Source organism: Bacillota bacterium, from assembly GCA_023511455.1.
GTDB lineage: Bacteria > Armatimonadota > HRBIN16 > HRBIN16 > HRBIN16 > HRBIN16.
In genome coordinates, this window is the sequence record JAIMBJ010000003.1 from 147,624 (window position 1) to 165,076 (window position 17,453).

At 58.6% G+C, this 17,453-nt stretch carries 19 protein-coding genes; 10 read left to right on the forward strand and 9 right to left on the reverse strand.

What is annotated here, in order from left to right; translation table 11 throughout:
• Positions 1-8 precede the first annotated feature (8 nt).
• From K6U75_03135 to K6U75_03145, 3 genes are read left to right on the forward strand one after another with little or no spacing between them, the layout of a single operon-like run.
• Positions 9-632 (forward strand): Uma2 family endonuclease, encoded by a 624-nt coding sequence (locus K6U75_03135; protein ID MCL6474036.1) that lies wholly within the window; start codon positions 9-11, stop codon positions 630-632.
• Positions 633-645: 13 nt separating this feature from the next.
• On the forward strand, positions 646-1,242 hold the full coding sequence (locus K6U75_03140) for a DUF1992 domain-containing protein (GenBank protein ID MCL6474037.1): 597 nt from the start codon (positions 646-648) through the stop codon (positions 1,240-1,242).
• Complete coding sequence (locus K6U75_03145; GenBank protein MCL6474038.1) at positions 1,226-1,678, forward strand: hypothetical protein; 453 nt, start codon at positions 1,226-1,228, stop codon at positions 1,676-1,678. The genes K6U75_03140 and K6U75_03145 overlap by 17 nt, the downstream gene beginning before the upstream one ends.
• On the opposite strand, the gene K6U75_03150 is transcribed toward K6U75_03145, so the two are convergent.
• Complete coding sequence (locus K6U75_03150; GenBank protein MCL6474039.1) at positions 1,670-1,918, reverse strand: hypothetical protein; 249 nt, start codon at positions 1,916-1,918, stop codon at positions 1,670-1,672. The genes K6U75_03145 and K6U75_03150 overlap by 9 nt on opposite strands.
• Positions 1,919-1,987: 69 nt before the next feature.
• Here K6U75_03150 and K6U75_03155 point away from each other — a divergent pair, with 69 nt between their 5' ends.
• Complete coding sequence (locus K6U75_03155; GenBank protein ID MCL6474040.1) at positions 1,988-2,599, forward strand: DNA-3-methyladenine glycosylase; 612 nt, start codon at positions 1,988-1,990, stop codon at positions 2,597-2,599.
• On the opposite strand, the gene K6U75_03160 is transcribed toward K6U75_03155, so the two are convergent.
• Both K6U75_03160 and K6U75_03165 read right to left on the reverse strand, forming a co-directional pair.
• Positions 2,596-3,618, reverse strand: a complete 1,023-nt coding sequence (locus K6U75_03160; protein MCL6474041.1) for a hypothetical protein — start codon at positions 3,616-3,618, stop codon at positions 2,596-2,598. The two genes, K6U75_03155 and K6U75_03160, sit on opposite strands and share 4 nt — an antisense overlap.
• 22 nt (positions 3,619-3,640) lie before the next feature.
• The gene (locus K6U75_03165; GenBank protein ID MCL6474042.1) at positions 3,641-4,114 is read right to left on the reverse strand and encodes a hypothetical protein; all 474 of its coding nucleotides are present in this window, start codon (positions 4,112-4,114) and stop codon (positions 3,641-3,643) included.
• Between the two features lie 241 nt (positions 4,115-4,355).
• Between K6U75_03165 and K6U75_03170 the strand changes: the two genes are divergently transcribed.
• The 3 genes from K6U75_03170 (at position 4,356) to K6U75_03180 (ending at position 7,882) form a co-directional block, all read left to right on the forward strand.
• A complete protein-coding gene (locus K6U75_03170) occupies positions 4,356-5,165 on the forward strand; it encodes a hypothetical protein (GenBank protein ID MCL6474043.1) in 810 nt (269 codons plus the stop codon).
• A gap of 42 nt (positions 5,166-5,207) precedes the next feature.
• The gene (gene surE, locus K6U75_03175) at positions 5,208-5,969 is read left to right on the forward strand and encodes a 5'/3'-nucleotidase SurE (GenBank protein MCL6474044.1); all 762 of its coding nucleotides are present in this window, start codon (positions 5,208-5,210) and stop codon (positions 5,967-5,969) included.
• Between the two features lie 80 nt (positions 5,970-6,049).
• The gene (locus K6U75_03180; GenBank protein MCL6474045.1) at positions 6,050-7,882 is read left to right on the forward strand and encodes a M28 family peptidase; all 1,833 of its coding nucleotides are present in this window, start codon (positions 6,050-6,052) and stop codon (positions 7,880-7,882) included.
• Between the two features lie 11 nt (positions 7,883-7,893).
• Here the strand turns inward: K6U75_03180 and K6U75_03185 are convergent, their stop codons facing one another.
• From K6U75_03185 to K6U75_03210, 6 genes are all read right to left on the reverse strand, one after another.
• Positions 7,894-8,700 (reverse strand): phytanoyl-CoA dioxygenase family protein, encoded by an 807-nt coding sequence (locus tag K6U75_03185; GenBank protein MCL6474046.1) that lies wholly within the window; start codon positions 8,698-8,700, stop codon positions 7,894-7,896.
• A gap of 197 nt (positions 8,701-8,897) precedes the next feature.
• Positions 8,898-9,902: a cellulase family glycosylhydrolase gene (locus K6U75_03190; GenBank protein ID MCL6474047.1), complete on the reverse strand. Its 1,005-nt coding sequence runs from the start codon at positions 9,900-9,902 to the stop codon at positions 8,898-8,900.
• Positions 9,903-9,947: 45 nt separating this feature from the next.
• Positions 9,948-10,853, reverse strand: coding sequence for a carbon-nitrogen hydrolase family protein (locus tag K6U75_03195; GenBank protein ID MCL6474048.1), 906 nt, complete (start codon positions 10,851-10,853; stop codon positions 9,948-9,950).
• Between the two features lie 11 nt (positions 10,854-10,864).
• Entirely contained in the window at positions 10,865-11,911 is a 1,047-nt protein-coding gene (locus tag K6U75_03200) for a dihydrodipicolinate synthase family protein (protein MCL6474049.1), read from the reverse strand.
• Positions 11,898-12,866 (reverse strand): Gfo/Idh/MocA family oxidoreductase, encoded by a 969-nt coding sequence (locus K6U75_03205; GenBank protein ID MCL6474050.1) that lies wholly within the window; start codon positions 12,864-12,866, stop codon positions 11,898-11,900. Before K6U75_03205 ends, K6U75_03200 begins: the two co-directional genes overlap by 14 nt.
• Position 12,867: 1 nt before the next feature.
• A complete protein-coding gene (locus tag K6U75_03210; protein MCL6474051.1) occupies positions 12,868-13,782 on the reverse strand; it encodes a Gfo/Idh/MocA family oxidoreductase in 915 nt (304 codons plus the stop codon).
• Between the two features lie 532 nt (positions 13,783-14,314).
• On the opposite strand from K6U75_03210, the gene K6U75_03215 reads away from it, so the two are divergent.
• Genes K6U75_03215 through K6U75_03225 form a run of 3 tightly spaced genes read left to right on the forward strand, consistent with a single transcriptional unit; the run spans position 14,315 to position 17,424 of the window.
• Positions 14,315-14,896, forward strand: coding sequence for a response regulator (locus K6U75_03215; GenBank protein ID MCL6474052.1), 582 nt, complete (start codon positions 14,315-14,317; stop codon positions 14,894-14,896).
• A 7-nt stretch (positions 14,897-14,903) separates the two neighbouring features.
• Complete coding sequence (locus K6U75_03220; protein MCL6474053.1) at positions 14,904-16,721, forward strand: GAF domain-containing protein; 1,818 nt, start codon at positions 14,904-14,906, stop codon at positions 16,719-16,721.
• On the forward strand, positions 16,714-17,424 hold the full coding sequence (locus K6U75_03225; protein ID MCL6474054.1) for a hypothetical protein: 711 nt from the start codon (positions 16,714-16,716) through the stop codon (positions 17,422-17,424). The genes K6U75_03220 and K6U75_03225 overlap by 8 nt, the downstream gene beginning before the upstream one ends.
• Positions 17,425-17,453 lie beyond the last annotated feature (29 nt).

The window sequence follows — 17,453 nt, forward strand, 5'->3', positions numbered from 1 at the left end:
TGAGGCACATGGCGCATGAGATGTTGACACCGCCTGCACGCCCCCTACCCAGAGGCAAAATCAGCTACGAGCAGTTTTTGCAGTGGCTGGACGAGGACACCTGGGCAGAGTGGGTAGACGGTGAGGTAGAACTGACGAGCCCTGTTTCCATGCAGCACGACCGCGTGCATGTTTTTCTTGTCGCAGTGCTTCATGCATACACATCGGCAAACCGTTTGGGGGAAATACATTCTGAGCCTTTTCAGATGAAGACAGGTGTAGACTTGCCTGGTCGTTCCCCAGACATCCTGTTCGTCAGCAACGAGCATCTGCACCGTCTTAAGCCGACCCATCTGGACGGACCTGCCGATTTGGTGGTGGAGATTGTGAGCGCGGAGAGCGCGGAGCGCGACCGCGTGCAGAAGTTCGCAGAGTATGAACGCGGGGGTGTGCGCGAGTACTGGCTGATAGACCCCGACAAGCGACAGGCGGAGTTTTACCAGCTGGGCGAGGACGGCAGGTATGTGTGCGGTTTCAGCGGTGGGGCCGGCGTCTATCACAGTGCGGTGCTGTCGGGGTTCTGGCTGCGGGTAGAGTGGTTGTGGCAGCAACCGCCCCTCATCGACATCCTCCGCGATTGGGGACTGGTGTAGCGAGGGAACGCAAATGCCGGGGTACGACATCAGCCGCGCGTTTGAGATTATCGCCGAGCGCAAAATCGTAGAGGCGATGGAAGAGGGCAAGTTCGACAACCTGCCAGGCAAAGGACAGCCTCTGGAGATAGACCCGCAGTGGCTGGTTCCGCCTCATCTGCGCATCGCGGCGACCATTCTGCACAACGCGGAGATACTACCCGAATGGGCGCAGACCGACCGCGAGATTGTGATGGCGCGCGAAGCCATTGCGATTCTGCGTCGGCGTGTGGCGACCGAGTATCCTCTGCGCTGTGAGAAGCCCGCCTTTGCCGAGTGGTATGCGAACATCCTGCAAAGCTTGCTACGCCTGATGCGCCGCGTCAACGACCTGATTCTGCAGTACAACATCAGTTCGCCCGTAAGCCTGCATGTGCACGCACCGTATGCCATTGACCGGGAGGTGACCCTGTTGCTTGCCGAGTTTCCGCCGCCCGCGTCGCTGGACGTGCAGCGGGTGATTGCTGAAAGCAGTACCACCAGCGGCGCGGTTCGGGTGGAGGCGCAAGCACGTTACGAGTCCCTGAAATCGGGGCAGAGGGAGACGTCCAGCGATGCAGAAGAACCGTGAGCTGGCGGAGGTGTTCCGTTTTTTAGCAAACGCGCTGGAGTGGCAGGGCGAGAACGCCTTCAAGGTGCGCGCCTACCGGTCAGCAGCGGAGACGCTGGAAGCGTTGCAGGAACCCGTGCAGGCACTGGTGGAGCGGGATGCGCTGCGCGACCTCCCGCATATCGGCGAGGCGATCGATAAGAAGGTGCGGCAGTATCTGGCGGAAGGCACTTTCCCTGCGTTGCAGCGGGTGAGAGAGCAGGTTCCCGAAGGCATTCAGCAGCTGTTGCAGTTACCCGGCATGACGGGGCGCGCGGCGCGCGCCCTGCAGGAGCGGCTGGGCATCGAGGACGTGGAAGCCCTCCGACGCGCCGCGCAGGACGGTTCTCTCTGGCGCGAGAAGTGGACGCCTGCGGTGAAAGAGGCGATTACTGAGGCAATTCGTTTGTTAGGGTAAACGCGGAACACGGGCTGCTTTTCTTGCATGGAAGTAGCTCTCCCACAATCGGTGTAAGGTTTCGGGTAAATCCAGCTCCGGTAGCAGTCGCTCGATCTCGTCCCAGTCCAAGCGGGCGACGTCCTCGGCGCGCCCATACATCAGCACCTGCCGGATGTACCACCGACGTTGCCACTCGTCGGAGAGGTCGATATCCTGCGTGCTCCACACCATATAACGCGGGAACGGTTCCCTTTCCATTGCCAGCACCTGTGCACCGTGTGATATTATATTGGTGCTGGGGAGGGACCGTCAAGCCAGCTGGATGCGATGAGCGTTCTGGAACGTCTGCCGTTGCCCGTGCAGTTCTACCTGCAGCCCACGCTGGAGGTCGCACGCGCACTGCTCGGACAGGTTCTGATACATGAGGCAGAGGACGGGCTGACGGCGGGTATCATTGTGGAAACGGAGGCGTATCTGGTGGGCGATCCGGCGAACCACGCCTCGCGCGGGAAGACCGCCCGCAACGCCGCCATGTTCGGTCCGCCAGGCATCGCTTATGTGTATCAGGTGCATACGCACCATTGCCTCAACGCGGTCACCGCGCCGGAAGGTGTCGGCGAGGCGGTGCTCATTCGGGCGGTGGAGCCGCTGGAAGGCATCGGTCTAATGCGGCAACGACGAGGTGTCGCTGATACGCGCCTGCTCACCTCAGGACCGGGCAGGTTGACTCAGGCGATGGGGATCACGCTGGCACAAAACTACTGCCCCCTCTATGAGGGAAGGTTGCGCATTGTGTACGGCGAGAGGGTTCCCCCTGAACGGGTAACCCAGACCACACGCATCGGCATCCGCTGGTGGGCGGACAAGCCTTGGCGGTTTTATGTGACGGGCAATCGGTTTGTGTCCCGAAAGGGCGCAACGCACCACCGTCCACGTTAGAAGTGATTCAAAACCCCTTCTGGGTCCCTCACAGTAATACCGATATTTGGAGCAAACCATCTGCCTTCGATGACACTCGGGAGATGTAAGATAACCTCCAACTCGCGCAACCTATCGCGATAGCGGAAAAGCGACTCGTCTGGTTTGAGGGAGGACCTATCGATAACGAAGTTCACATATTGTAGTGCCTTGTCCTGTACCTCTGTAGGTAAGCGGGATAAAGGAATATCGACCATCTCTCCTCGTTTGAACCGCTCCATCTCCTCTGGCGTGAGCAACGCCAGCAACTCCGGCAGGAGCTCATCTGACTTTTTATCCCTCGCGAACAAGTCGCTTTGCGCGGACTGTTCTATCATACGCCTGTGTTTGTCTCTCGCTTCTTCGCTTAAGGTCATTTTGACCTCGACCTGCGCGCCCAGTAATACCGAGATCGCCTCTACAAGTTCGCCCGGTGAAACCGACTGCAGCCGTGTAAAGATGCGGGTGTCTTGCACTTCGGTGCCCAGAACCACTTTCCAGCCGGTCTGCGCTTCGAATCGCTGGCACAAACGTTTTAAAGGAATGTCAGATGCCGAGATCGTTAGCTTCACGGTGCCATCTTCGCCCTTCTTGGATCTGAACTCAAGAACCCCGTCTTTCCAGGCGAGATCGCCAAAGACGTTTAACACCCGTGCCTCCTCGAAATACCGGTCGGGATTAGATGCCACAGGGGTATACAAGACGAGAATACTACCCACCCTGGCCAAATTGCAACCATACATGCTTGCCACCTCGTCGACGGTTTGCATCGTTCGCAGGGCTGTGCGCCGTGAGCTGATCTCTGTATCGACGAGAGTAAAATACTGAGCGATCACGTTCAATCGCTGCTGTCTGGCAATTTTGTCGAGAGCCTCTGTGAAACGGGGAGGCGATTGCCAAGAATCATCTGAGGGCGCATCCCGGTTTTGTGCCCACCCGTTCGCAACCGTTGCCAACATGATGGCAACTGCTGTCAATAGTTTGCAAAAGACTGAAAACATCGTGTCTCCCTCCTGTTCCATCTTATGGTTCGACATAAACCACTTGCGTGACGCCAAGATCAGGGTCCCTGTAGATGTCAAGGCTACCTCGCTGGTTCCTCAAGAAGAAATGGTCTTCATACCGGCTGCGTGCATTCACCGACTTCGCTCTGCCATCGAACCGCCATCGGTATGTACCATCATTGTTTAACGCAGCAAGAGTGATCTCGTAGCGGTTCACCCACCAGTACGGCATTGACTCGCGCAGGCGATACTCCAGGTAGCATGTGGTATCCACTACTTGCATCTCACGCTGATACGGCGGGTAACCTACCAACCATGTGTCCAGGTCGCGTTGCCATATTATGTACTCTCCCCATGTATTGCTTCGGAAAGTGACTGGCGTCTGCTCACATCCTCCTGTCTGAACGGGAAGATAGCCCTGGTACTGCGCGCGAGCTTCCGTTAAAAACAGCAATGCCAGTGATGCTGTAAGCCAAACTACTGCTCTTACCATGATGGTAACCCTCCTCAGGTTAGATTGCACCTACATTCTACCCCGTCGGAAAAAAAAAGTCAAGGTGTTCCGCTTTCTCCGTGCAAAAAATCATCCTCCCGCTTCCCTGCGTGCAGGAATCGAACGAGATCACCACGAAGGAAGCCTTATAATGTGCCCAGAAGAACGTCCCCCAGTGCGTCTTGCCCTCCTTGCAAAGGATGCGACAGATGCCCGGCGGGTGAAAGGAGCCTGATACATCATGATAACCCATGCACGGTGCCTCGGCTATGACGAGGCGCAATCTCTGGTGAACGCCCTTCATACCATCCTGACGGAGAGCGAGGGCTACGAGGTCGAAAACGGCGCCTACTTCGTGTGGCAGGCGCCCAACGGCGCACAGATATGGCTGACCATGAAAGGCGCCAGCACGCAGGGGGCTTCGATGGAGGTCGTGGACCTCGAACCCCACTACAACGGCGCAGGACGGATGCAGGCGGCAGTGGTGGAGATGGTTCCCTATGACGAGGAGCAGCTCACCGGCGCGCTGTACGGCTGGAGCAGTCCCTTGAGCGTGGAGGACCCCGAAACAGGCTATTATCCGTTCAGTGTAGACCTGCGCGACTTCTCCACGCACCTGCACGCATGGCAAATCCTGCCTCGCATGGTTACGCTGCAGATTGCCGCCTTTGCGCAGGAAGCATGGTGCTTTGACGACGAGCAGAGCTACCTGCAGTCCGACCACAGCATCCTCACGGAGAGCGAAGATGAAGACACGGGCGAGCTGGTTACCCTGCGCCTCGCGCCGCAGGCGATGCTGCCCATCAACGAGGGCGCCAGCGACAATGTCGCCGGTAATTACGCCCTGCTGACCGGACGCATCGTGGAACTGCACCGGTTGCAAAACCCTCATACCGGCAAGAACTTCCTGGCGATGCTGGTGGATACCTACGGCGGCAGTGTGGACGTGGTGGCTCTCGAAGACGACGTGGAGGGCACCCCACACACGGGCGGAACCATCAAGGCGTACGCCTGGCTCAGTGCGCAGGTGATACCTACCGAAGAGAGCTAGCCCTTTGCAAGCCCTCGCGCTTTGTGCTAAGATAAGACCGCTATGCGTATACTGGTAACCAACGACGACGGCATCTTAGCAGAAGGCTTACTCATGCTCAAGCGTGCCCTGGAACCGCTGGGTGAGGTGTTTGTGGTTGCCCCGGAACGCCCTCGCAGCGGTTCCGGGCACTCGATTACCCTGCACAAACCCTTGCGCCTACACACAGTTCGGCTGGGGGATGGCTCTCTGGGCTACTCCACCAACGGCACGCCATCTGACTGCGTCACGCTCGGCGTTTCGGTCGTGATGAACGGACGGTGTGACCTGGTTTTCTCCGGCATCAATCAGGGAGCCAACCTCGGTTGGGACGTGACCTATTCGGGTACGGTGTCGGCGGCGATGGAGGGGGCGATTTTTGACATCCCTTCGGTGGCGATCTCCGTGTGCTGCGGCGACGACGAGACGCCCGAGTATGACGCCGCGTTTCACTTCGCCCGCAAGCTGGCGGAGGTCCTGCGCGAGCGGCGACTGCCATCCCACACCCTGCTCAACGTCAATGTGCCCAACTGTACGATGGAGCAGGTCAAAGGGGTAGCGGTTACCCGTCAGGGCACCAGGCAATATGTGGACCGGGTGGAGGCGCGGGTGGACCCATGGGGACGCAAATACTACTGGCTGACGGGTAGCCTTGCCAACGAGGAGGTTCCGCCAGACAGCGATGTTGCCGCCATCCGCGCGGGCAAAATCTCGGTCACGCCCATCCATCTCGACCTCACGGCAGAGGCGTTGCTGGACGAGTTGCGCCGCTGGCTGCTGGATTAGGGTACACTATTAAAACAGTTTCGCAGGCTAAAGCCTGCGGCTACAGTGAAAGGTGATGACTTATCTGGAGGAGGGGTTCGATGAGACCTTTTCGCATCTTTGGTGTATGGTTTGGACTGGCACTGGGGTTGTTGCTCACGCTGAGCGCGTCTTCGGACGTAAGCAAAGGCTCTACGGGCATTCACTCCTGGCGCATCTGGTCGCATATCTTCACATTGGCATCGGAGGAGTTTGAGGGGCGCGGTTCGGGCACAAAGGGCAACGAGCTGGCCGCTCACTATATCGCCGAACGCTTCGCGGAGTACGGTCTGAAGCCGATTGGCACTTCGCGCTACCACGACCTGCAAGCGCCGATGGACGGCAGCGGCTACTTCCAGCCGTTTCGCGTGTACGTGGGCGCAGAAGCAGGCAAGGCGAATCGGCTGGAAGTGGAGGTAAACGGAAAGCGCCTCACGTTCAAGGTGCGTGAGGATTTCATGCCTGATGCCGCCGCCACCACCGGCGCCGCAAAAGGTGAGCTGGTGTTTGCCGGATACGGCATCCATTCCAGCCTTGCCGGTCACGAGGACTATACTGGTCTGGATGTGAAAGGCAAAGCGGTGCTGGTGCTGGAGGGCACGCCGCCTGTGACCGGAGGACCGAACCTGCTGCGAGCCTATCAGTCCGCCCGGGCGAAGGCACGCATGGCGAAAGAGCAGGGTGCCATCGCGCTGATAGTGATGCAAAAGGAGGATTCCCCCCTGTCGTCCTTCATCGGCGGACGCAGCACGGATACGGGCATTCCGGTAGTTATCCTGCGCCGGACGGCGGCGGAGAAGCTGCTCGGTGCGCTTGGCATGTCGCCGGACGAGCTCTGGCAGAACCCAAAGGGACGACCGCTGGCGAATGCCTCTGCGACCGTGCAGACGGAGGTGATTCAGAGATACGGCACTACTGCCAATATCATCGGCATGGTGGAAGGTACCGACCCCCAGCTGAAAGACGAGTATATCGTTATCGGGGCGCACATGGACCATCTGGGATGGGGCTATCAGGGTGGCTCTCTGTATACAGGCAAATTGCCGGCAATCCACTACGGTGCAGACGATAACGCCTCGGGCACGGCTGGTTTACTGGAGCTGGCTCAGTACTTCGCCGCCAATCCCACAAAGCGTTCCATCCTGTTCATGGCGTTTTCCGGTGAGGAAATCGGTCTGCTGGGCTCCGCGCATTACACTCGCAACCCGATAGTGCCTCTGGAGAAGACGGTCGCCATGCTGAATATGGACATGATTGGGCGTTTGCGCGAGAACCAGCTCAGCGTCATTGGCGCGGACTCATCTCCGGCATGGCGTCCGTTGATCGAGGAACTCAACGCCGAGGCGGGCTTCAATCTGGCTACTGCGGGCGGTGGGCTCAGCGCGGGCAGTGACCATGCTTCCTTCCTCGCGAAGCGAATCCCGTCGCTGTTCTTCTTCACCGGAATGCATCGCGAGTATCATACCCCTGCCGATAAACCGGAGCTGATTAACGCAGTCGGAGCTGCCCGAGTGGTTCGGTTTGTAGCCAGTGTTGCCGAGCGCATCGCCAACGCGCCGGAGCGTATCACCTACAGCGAGCCGCGGGCGACCGCTCCACGCACCAGCGCGAGACCAGAACGGGGAGCTCGCACCTACGTGGGTACCATACCCGACTACAGCGAGGATGTGAAGGGGTTCCGTATTTCAGGGGTGCGCGAGGGCAGTCCGGCACAGAAAGCGGGGTTGCGCAGCGGCGATGTGATTATCCGCTTCGGTAACTATAAGGTGGAAAACATCTACGACTACATGGACGCGCTGAACCGCTACAAACCGGGTGATACAGTGACCGTCGCGGTAGTACGCGACGGTCAGGAGGTGGAGGTTCAGCTGACGCTGGAAGCGCGTGCCGACTAGCCCACTGTGGTCTAACGGCTGACCTTCGGGTATGGAGGGTCTCCTTCGCCCGTGAAACGGGCCCGCGTGCTGATGTAGTCCAGCACGAACGCCCAGCGCGGCCTGGACGAGCGGTTGGGGGCGGAGTAGTGCAACACCATGCCATCGTGTAACACCACGTCGCCCGGCTGCGCCTCCACCAACACCGCCTGCGACGTATCGATGCGGTCAGCGTCCACCGCCAGGTGCGAAACAGTCTCAGTCCAGGTGGTGGAGGTGGTCAGGTTGCCCCAGCGATGGCTGCCCGGGATGTACTGCATACAGCCGTTCTCTGCGGTCGCTTCGTCCAGCGCAATCCACACCGCCACATGCAGGTAAGGCTCTTTGGGCTCAAAGGGGAAGTAGGGAATGTCCTGATGCCAGGGCTTCTCGACGCCGATGTGCGGTGGCTTCAGCAACGCTTTATCGGCAAAAAACCACACCTCGTCTCCGAGAATGTCCGTTACCATAGAGATGATGCGCTTGTCGCGGATGATACCGGTCAGGAGGGCGTCGTTGCCATACAGGTTCCATACCTTGCGGGCAGCGTACAGTGGCTCCGAGACCGTCACCTTGTCGGACAGCACCGCTGGCTCCAGCTGAATCAACACCCCGTTGACCTGAACCGTGTCTGTCTCCGGCGGCCGTCCCTGAGTCAGCCATTGAAGCCCTTCCCGCAGATACCCTGCCAGTATGTTTTTGATGGAATCCACCTCCTCGGGGCGCAGTAAGCCGCGGACTGGCAGAAAGCCATCGCGCTCGAACTGCGCTTTTTGATCGGCGGTCAAGCCAAGAGACATAGCCGTTCCCTCCTTGTGTGTTCGTTCGAAGATGTGCTGTTTTTGTTCCCCAATTTTCTACGATGCTGTGATGGTATCCTTCAGTTCAACCGTTGTCTTCGCTAAACATCAGGCGATTAGAGCCAACCTGAATGGCCCGCTTTTGTCTTTCGGGAATGAAAGGCGTCGGGAACACCTCCTGCGCCGGGTGACCTCCTTTAAGAGAACGGAGTGCGCTTTGCCCACTCGCGAAGCAGTTCCACTTCGCTGGGGTCGTAAGGTGTTCCATCAGGGTGGAACAGGTCATGTTGCCAAACTTCTGGGGGCGGGTCTCCGGGTTTTGCCGACCAGTGACAGTAAGCTTGCGTCTTGCCAGCAACTAAGCCCCAAAAATACCAGCTAATGCGGTGCTGGAAGAAAATGGGTATGATGTTGGCGAAAGTGTTTCCGCGGTCTCGACAGAGAAACTCCGTACACAGAAGGGGGCGATTCAGGCGGATCAGCCTATCTACCGTTTCGCGAACCTCTTCGGGTGGAGAATAGGTGTGGAAAGAGATGACGTCGGAAAGTTCGGCAAACCTGCGGTGCATCGTGTCTTCAAAGTTCGCCCATAAGGCGACGGTCAACGGCTGTGACGGCGAAACTTCCCTTGCCCATTCAAACGATGCTTCTACGAGTGGAAGGCTCTGCTCTCCCATGTCTTCCATACCCGGCTCGTTGTAGAGGTCCCAGACGACCACGCGCTCGTCGTTGCCGAAACTGCCCACGATGTCCTTGACGTAAGCCTCCAAACCTGTCCACGCCGTTCGGTCAAGCACGCGGGGACGCCCTGGGCTTGCCGCCCAACGGCTGAGACAAACGCCGGGGATAGGCGGCTCTTGCGGTCCCAGTTTGGGCTCTTTGTTGAAGCAGTCGTCGAAAAGAACCAGCATCGCGCGGATTCCATGTCGTTGTGCTATTTCGAGAAATCTGTCCAGTCGCTGCTTAAACGCCTCCGGCTCAGCCTCCCACACCAGGTAGTGTAGAAAGACCCGCACGCTGTTGAGGCAGACCGCTTGCGCCCAGCCCAACTCCTGCTCGATGGTCTGCTCGTCAAAGGTTTCTGCCTGCCACATCTCGATAGTGTTGACAGCGGTTCTGGGAACGTAATTGCAGCCGCGAAGCCAACCTACCTTCCTCTGCCACTGCCACGCTTTCTCTTCGCTCCATCTCGTTGGTGTCATCACCTTTCACCTCTCTGTTTGCAAAGTGGATTTCGTTTGGCGACGCTACCGCGTCAACCGTGTGCTGCGCTCGTGACGGGCGCGACGGAAGTAATCGTCCCAGAGCAGCAGGTCGTAACGCCGTGCCAGCTCGTGGGCGCTGGTGTCCTCGCGGTGGCACGTCAGGAGAAAGCGCGCTTCCGGCTGCAGGATGTCAATTTCGACCTCGTGTCCAAAGTCGCGCTTTATCTGCTGGAGTTTGTCGTGGTTGTAGTCCAGATGCGCTACCAGGCAATCCAGATTCACGCTCACGCTGAGAACAGGCTGATAGTTGGGTTGCGCTGCCTTGCGCACGCGCCCCAGCGGGTCTACCAGCATCCCCTGCAGCGAGGCAATCGCGCTCAGCATCCACCAGTGATGCTCCAGCGACCAATACTGCAGTTGCATCCCGCCCGGATACATGGAGCTGAAGCACACCAGCTCCGCCCCTTTTGCGTGCAGGTCGTCCGCCACCTCGCGGAAGTTCAGGTCGAAGCAGATGGCGAAGCCCACTCTGCCGAAATCGGTTTCTATCACTGTCGCCTCCGCGCCGGGAGTCACCCCTAAGGACAGTTCGCCCAGCGTGGGAAACATTTTATAGTAACTGCCGGCTATCTCGCCCTTGCGATCGAGCAGCACAATGGCATTGTAGACGGTGCTCCGGTGTTTGAGTAGAACAGGGCAGGCGATGTGTGTCCGGTGCTGACGAGCGATGCCGCTGAGGCGGGTGATGGTCTCGCCATCCGGCGGCTCGGCGGTGTTGAACCAGTCGCGTTCGCCCATGCCCAGACCGGAGAAGGTCTCTGGCAAGAGAATCAAATCGGGCTTGTCCCACAGTGCCTGCTCCAGCAGTTGCGAGGCGTGATGCCAGTTCGCCTCACGGCTGCCCTGTCCATGAAAGTTGATACTGCATAACCTGACCCATCGCGCCATAAAACGCCTCCTTATGATAACCATTCATGCAGGTGTTCTTCCACAAAGGCATCGTCGTTAAGGTGCGGGTAGCTTCGGTACACGCGCTCGATTTCCTCCGCCTGTCCGGGACTGAGCGTCTCGTTCGGGTCCAGGCACCAGATGCCTTCCAGCAGTCCCTGCCGACGCAAGACTTCGTGGATGCCCGCGATACATCCCCTGAACCCGTTGGCGGCGTCGAAGAAGGCGGCGTTGCAGTCTGTGACCTCCACTGCCAAACGCAACAGGTCAGCGGGGATAGCTGGCTCCTGGGCTGCAGCATGGCATCGTTCCAGCAGCTCCACCGCGCGTTTGGTCCACACTGCCCAGTGCCCCAGCAGCCCGCCCACGATGCGCCGCTCCACCTGTTTGCCTCCCACGTTGAAGCGGTACGGCATCAGCAAATCCAGCACAATGTTATCGTCGTTGCCGGTGTAGAGGGCGATGTCGTCGCGCTCGGCTTCAGCGATGGCGCGAACCACGTCCAGCGTTTGGTAACGATTGAACGGGGCAATCTTGATGGCGACCACGTTCTCTATCTCCGCGAAGCGCCGCCAGAAACGATAACTCAACACCCTTCCGCCCACCGCCGGTTGCAGGTAGAACCCTACCAGCGGGATTACCTCTGCCACTCGCCGGCAGTGGAGAATCAGCGTGTCGTCGTCCGCCTCCTTGAGCGCGGAAAGGCTCAGCAAGCCCGCGTGGAAACCCGTCTCTCGTGCCAGCTCGGCTTCAGATAACGCCTGTGGGGTATCGCCGCAGATGCCTGCGATGCGCACCAGCGGCTGGTTGCGCGTGGCGTCTGCGCGATCAAACTCCTCCTTTGCCAGCTCCAGCAGGGGGCGGAACAGCCCGATTTGCGGGTCGCGGATGGCGAACTGTGTGGTATGCACGCCGACGGCGATTCCCCCTGCGCCCGCCGCGATATAGTACCGCCACAGGGCGCGCTGGCGACGTTCGTCCCAGCGGCGTTGCGCGTTCAGCGCAAGCGGACTGGCAGGAATGACCACGCCCTGCCGCAATACTTCAAAGGCGTTCATGGTATATCCTCTCCACCAGCTCCATTGTCTTCACAGCATCGGCAAAGCAGGTCTGAGGTTGCTGTCCGCTTTTGATGCAATCGATAAAATGGCGGTTCTCGTCGTAGAAGCCAAGATATCGATGCGGAGCATCGCTGCCTGCCGCTTCGGTGTTCAGGATGACCTCCGGTTCCAGCGAACCGTCGCGATAGATGACGGCGCGGTCATCGGGTTCGGCATAGGCGGAGATGTTGTAACCGTGCATCTCCACCGAATAGATGCGCCTGCCCGTTACCCAGTTGGTGAGCAGGATGCCTGTCGCGCCGCTTTCGAACTCCATCAGCGCATTGAAGGCGTTGTACACCGGTGAGTGGAAACGGTCTATCTTGCTCACTATCTTTTTGACCTCGCCGCCCATCCAGCGCAGATTATCCACCGCATGAATGGCGTCACAGGTGAGGATGTCCACCGCTCCGCCATAGTAGTCTTCGGTTCCTCCACTTTTCACAAACCGCGCCAGGCATTGTGTGATGGCGCCGCGTTCCTCCACCCTGCGCCTTGCCTGTACCACCACAGGCACAAATCGCCGCTGAAACCCCACCATCGTCAGGCAGTGGTGCTTTTCGGCAAGGCAGGCGAGGTTGCGCGTCTGCTCCGGGGTGATGCCCGGCGGCTTCTCGATAAACACATGCAGTCCGCGCTGCAGGCAGTCGGCAACGATGTCATACATCTGGTGCGGCGGCAGGATGATATAGACCGCCTGCGGCCGTGTCTCGGTCAGCATCTGGCGGTAATCGGTGTAGGTACGCGGGATGTTCCATCGTTGCGCGGTGGCAGCAGCGCGTTCCGGGTTGAGGTCGCATACCGCTGCGATTTGCACGTCCTCCATCTCGCTGAGGGAGGGATAGTGTGCGTAGTTGGCATGTGACCCTGCCCCGATAAAGGCAACGGTTACTGATTCGCTCATCGCGCTCACACTATGGATATTTCATCCTCTGGTATTCTCGTGCGAAGGCAGCACCATCGTAGCCCTCGTCGTCAGCGACTTCCGACAGCAGTACCTCGCGGTCGCCCTGTAACCACGACTGCCGTGCCGCCAGCGCCCAGAGCTCGGGTTCTATCAGCTCCTCAACGGGCACAGGGGGTATATCTGTCTCTGCCGCCAGGTAAGGCAGGGTTTTTTCCAGCAGGGCGCGATAAAGCTGCGAAGCATCCGCCTGAAACTGCGTCACGCCCTTCTCGGTGACGATAGTGGAGTAAAAAGGCATCCACTTCTCTGCGCTACCGATGACCACAATGCCCATACGCCCGTCACTCCAGCGGATGACCACCCGTCGCAAAACGCCCTTGCCGATATGTTGCACGCTGTGTGCCCGACCGCCCATGATACCCGCCAGCATCGAGTAAGCATGGATGCCGTAGTTGAACTCGTCTACCGCGCAGCCGCAGATAACCGTATCGGGTGTGCCGCGTTCTTCCGGCGGTTGTGCCAGCCATCGCTGGGTCTCATAGCAGAAGCGCAGGGAGGAGCCTCCGGCAATGCGTATCCCACTGCGTGCCCATTCCACAATCTGACGCAGGTCGCGCAGTTTGCCGGCGAGCGGTTTATCTATCAGTATCGCCTTACCTGCCTCGACAAAGGGGCGCGCTTTGGCGATATGGGTATCCCAATCACATCCGTGAAGGATGGCGCAGTCTACATCCTGTGCCATCTCGTCCAGCGCCCGATACACACGGGGAATGCCGTATTCCTGCGCGAACCGCTCGGCGTAGCCCGGAGGATGCACCGACCCACCGTCCCATACTCCTGCAATCTCATGCCCCAGCTCGCGCTCGATCGGAATCCAGCTGGGCGGATGTGATGTGTCCAGGTCAACGATGCCCAATTTCATCTTGTCTCACCGCTCGGTTAGTCCCAGTTGTTTCAACACAAGACGCTCGACCTCTTCTGCAAGCGATATTGCTTCTTCCGCCTGTGCCAGTGAAGGGATGCTGAAAGGTTCTCCGTCGCGTACACTAACTGCATAATCGGTTCGTTCATCAATGCCCAGCTCCGTCAAGTATACAAACTTCAGCCAGTTCCTCCCGGATGATTTGTTTCGCTTGTTGAAGGATGGCTTCCATCTTTCTCACCTGCTACTGATATCCTATCCTTTTGTTCGGAGAAAGTCAATATTTGCGTGAGGTTGCGCAATCCGCTGGGTGACTTGTGACGGGCGGGCCTCACTCCGATCTGTGAACCTCCTCGACGCCCGCGGGGAGGTTGGGTGGGGTCTTGACTCACTGGGAGTTGTGCCCCCGACAGGGCACCTAGCGCATTTATCGAATACCCCTGCTGCGGTTGCATCTAGCCTCCTGAACAGCATATAATTAAGGTAAATACACCAAGTGATACGTCACGAAGCATGGGGAGGAAGCACACGTATGGGCAACGGCAAACTTCGCATCCTGATTGCCGACGACGAACCCCTCATCCGGTTGGACCTGAAAAACATGCTCGAGTCGCTGGGGTATGAGGTGATTGCAGAGGCTGGCGATGGGGTTTCTGCGGCAGAAGCTGCGCGTACCTTGAAGCCCGATGTGGCGATTCTGGACATCAAGATGCCCGGTATGGACGGTATTGACGCAGCAAACATCCTCAACAGCGAAAAGATTGCGCCGGTGGTGCTCCTGACCGCCTACAGCGATATGGACCTGATTAACCGCGCGAAAGAGGCGGGCGTTTTTGCCTACCTGGTCAAGCCCTTCCGGGAGAGCGACCTGCGCCCTGCCATCGAGGTCGCCATCTCGCGCTATAAGGAGTTCCTCGCATTAGAGGAAGAGGTCAGCGAGCTGGAAGATAAGCTGGAGACCCGCAAGCTCATTGAGCGCGCCAAAGGCATCCTGATGGACCTGTATGGGCTCAAGGAGCAGGAGGCGTTCCGGCGTATTCAGGTACAGAGTATGAACACGCGCAAATCGATGAAGGAAATCGCTGAAGCCATCATCATTGCGCACAGCGTGTAGGTGAAACATGCGCTTTCGACCGAATCTGCGTTTGCGCAAAACTATGCGCCTGTTCCGCCGCAACCTGCGGAGTGACTCCGCAGAAGAGGTTGCTCCGCTGCTAGAGCAACTGCAACTCAAGGAGCGTCAATTGCTGGAGGCGCAGCGGGTCATTCAGCAGCTGCAGGAACAGCTGGAGGAGCAGGCGGCGGAAGTAGACGCCCTTCGCCGGATCGGCGCGGCGGTGGGTTCCGCGTTTGAAGTGGATGAAACCCTCAACGCACTGGTCGAGGTGGCACTGCGTCTCACCGGCACGGAATCCTGCCATATCTACCTGCTCAACGAAAACCGCACCGAGCTGGTGCTTCGCGCCGCCGATGAAGAGGCACGCCCCATGGTGGGCAAGATTCGGCTGAAGGTCGGCGAAGGCATCACTGGCTGGGTCGCCCGCGAAAAGCGGTATGTTGCTGTCCCGCGCGAGGCATACAAAGACCATCGTTTCAAGTTCTTCCCTGAAATGCGTGAAAGGGAGTATGAGTCTATCCTCGCGGTGCCGCTACTGCATGATAACGAGGTGATAGGCGTCATTAACGTGCGCACGCACCGTCCCCATGAGTATAGCCGCAATCAGGTGCGCATCCTCTCGAATATCGCCGCCCAGGTGGCTGGGGTCATCGAACGTTCCCGCCGTCTGCAACAGCTGGAGCGACGTGCCGAGCAGGTCTCTACCCTTACTGAAATCACCCGCCAAATTGCCAGCAACCTCTATCTGGAAGAAATCCTGCAGTTTCTGGTGAACATGACCGCGCAGGCGATGGGGTACAAAATATGCACGGTGATGCTTATCGACGAAGAGCGCAAGCACCTGGTGCTGAAAGCTACCTCCAGCAAGAGCCGGGAGTATATCTCCAAACCCAACTTGCCGCTGGGGGAAAGCATCGCCGGTCGCGCAGCCCAGCAGGGGCGCATCATTACCGTGCAGGACGTGAAAGAGCATCCCCAGTACACCTTTGCCGACATCGCCGCCAAAGAGGGGGTGTGTTCTCTGGCTTGCATTCCTCTGCGCACCAAGGGCGAGACGCTGGGAGTGCTGAACTGCTATACGGACTGTCCCCACCAGTTCACCGAAGAGGAACTCAACGTGCTGATGGCACTGGCGAATCAGGCGGCGGTGGCGGTAGAACACGCCAAGCTGAGCCTGCGTTCCGCCATCTTGCAGGAGATGCATCATCGTGTCAAGAACAACCTCCAGCAGGTAGCCAGCCTGTTGCGCCTGCAAATGCATTATGCGGAGGGCGCGAATGCGAAAGAGGTGTTGAATGAGAGCCTCAGTCGCATCCTCGCCATTGCGACGGTGCATGACCTGCTCTCGCGCGAGGACCTGGACATGGTTCCCATCAAACGGCTGGCGGAAACCATCCTGTTCCATACCCAGCAGGGCTTGATACCGCCGCACAAACGTATCGAAACGCGCGTTATCGGCGATGACTTCTTGCTACCGTTGCAGCAGGCGACCTCTTTCGCACTGATACTGAACGAGCTGGTGCAAAACGCGGTGGAGCATGGCTTTCAGGAACAGGACAGCGGACGCATCACCGTCACCATCGAGGAGCATCCTGAGCGTTACTGCCTGACCGTGGTGAACAACGGCAAACCACTACCTGAAAGCTTTGACCCTCGCAAGACAATGACACTGGGGCTGCGCATTGTGGATGACCTGGTGCGTGGTGGGCTGCAGGGTACTTTTGACCTTTTTAACTGCGAAGAGGGAATCTGTGCGCAGGTTACATTTCCCAAACAGGGCGGCGCACTATCCCCAGAGTGGAGGCATCGAGGACATGAATGATGCGTTGAAACAGATATATGAGCTGCAAAAGATAGATGTTTTGTTTGCTCATGTGGTATCACGTCTGCGCAAGCTGGACAGCGGAGAGACGCTGAAACAATCGGCGGAGGCGGCAGCGGTCAACTACGAAAAGGCGGTCACCGAACACAAGCGACTGACCACCGACCTGCACGATGCCGAGCTGGAGCTGCGTTCGGTGGAAGAGAAGCTGAAGACCTTCGAACAGCGTCTATGGGGCGGTAGCGTGCGCAACCCCAAGGAGCTCGAGAATCTGGAAAAAGAGGTCAATGCGCTCAAACGCCAGCGGTCGCATCTGGACGAACGTGTGTTGCAGCTGATGGACGCTGTGGAAGCCGCACAGCGAACAGTGGAGCAGGCGCGCAAACAGAAGGAAGAGACCGAACAGACTTACCAGCAGCATGTGGAGGCATACCTCGCTGAGAAACGCAAGCTGGAGGCAGAGGGCGTGCGTCTCAAGCAGGAGCGCCAGAAGCTGGCTGCGCGGTGTGACCCGCAGCTTTTGCAGCGTTACGAAGCCATCCGCCAGCGGCATGGTGGCATTGGCATTTCGCGGGTGGAGGGTGACTCGTGTGCGGTGTGCCACACCAAAATCAGCACGAGTGCGCTGAGGGCGATTAAGAGTGGGCAAATCGTGCAGTGCGAGAACTGCCAGCGTCTGCTGTATATGGAAGGTGCATCGTAGATGGTAGAGATACTGGAAGGCGACTGCAT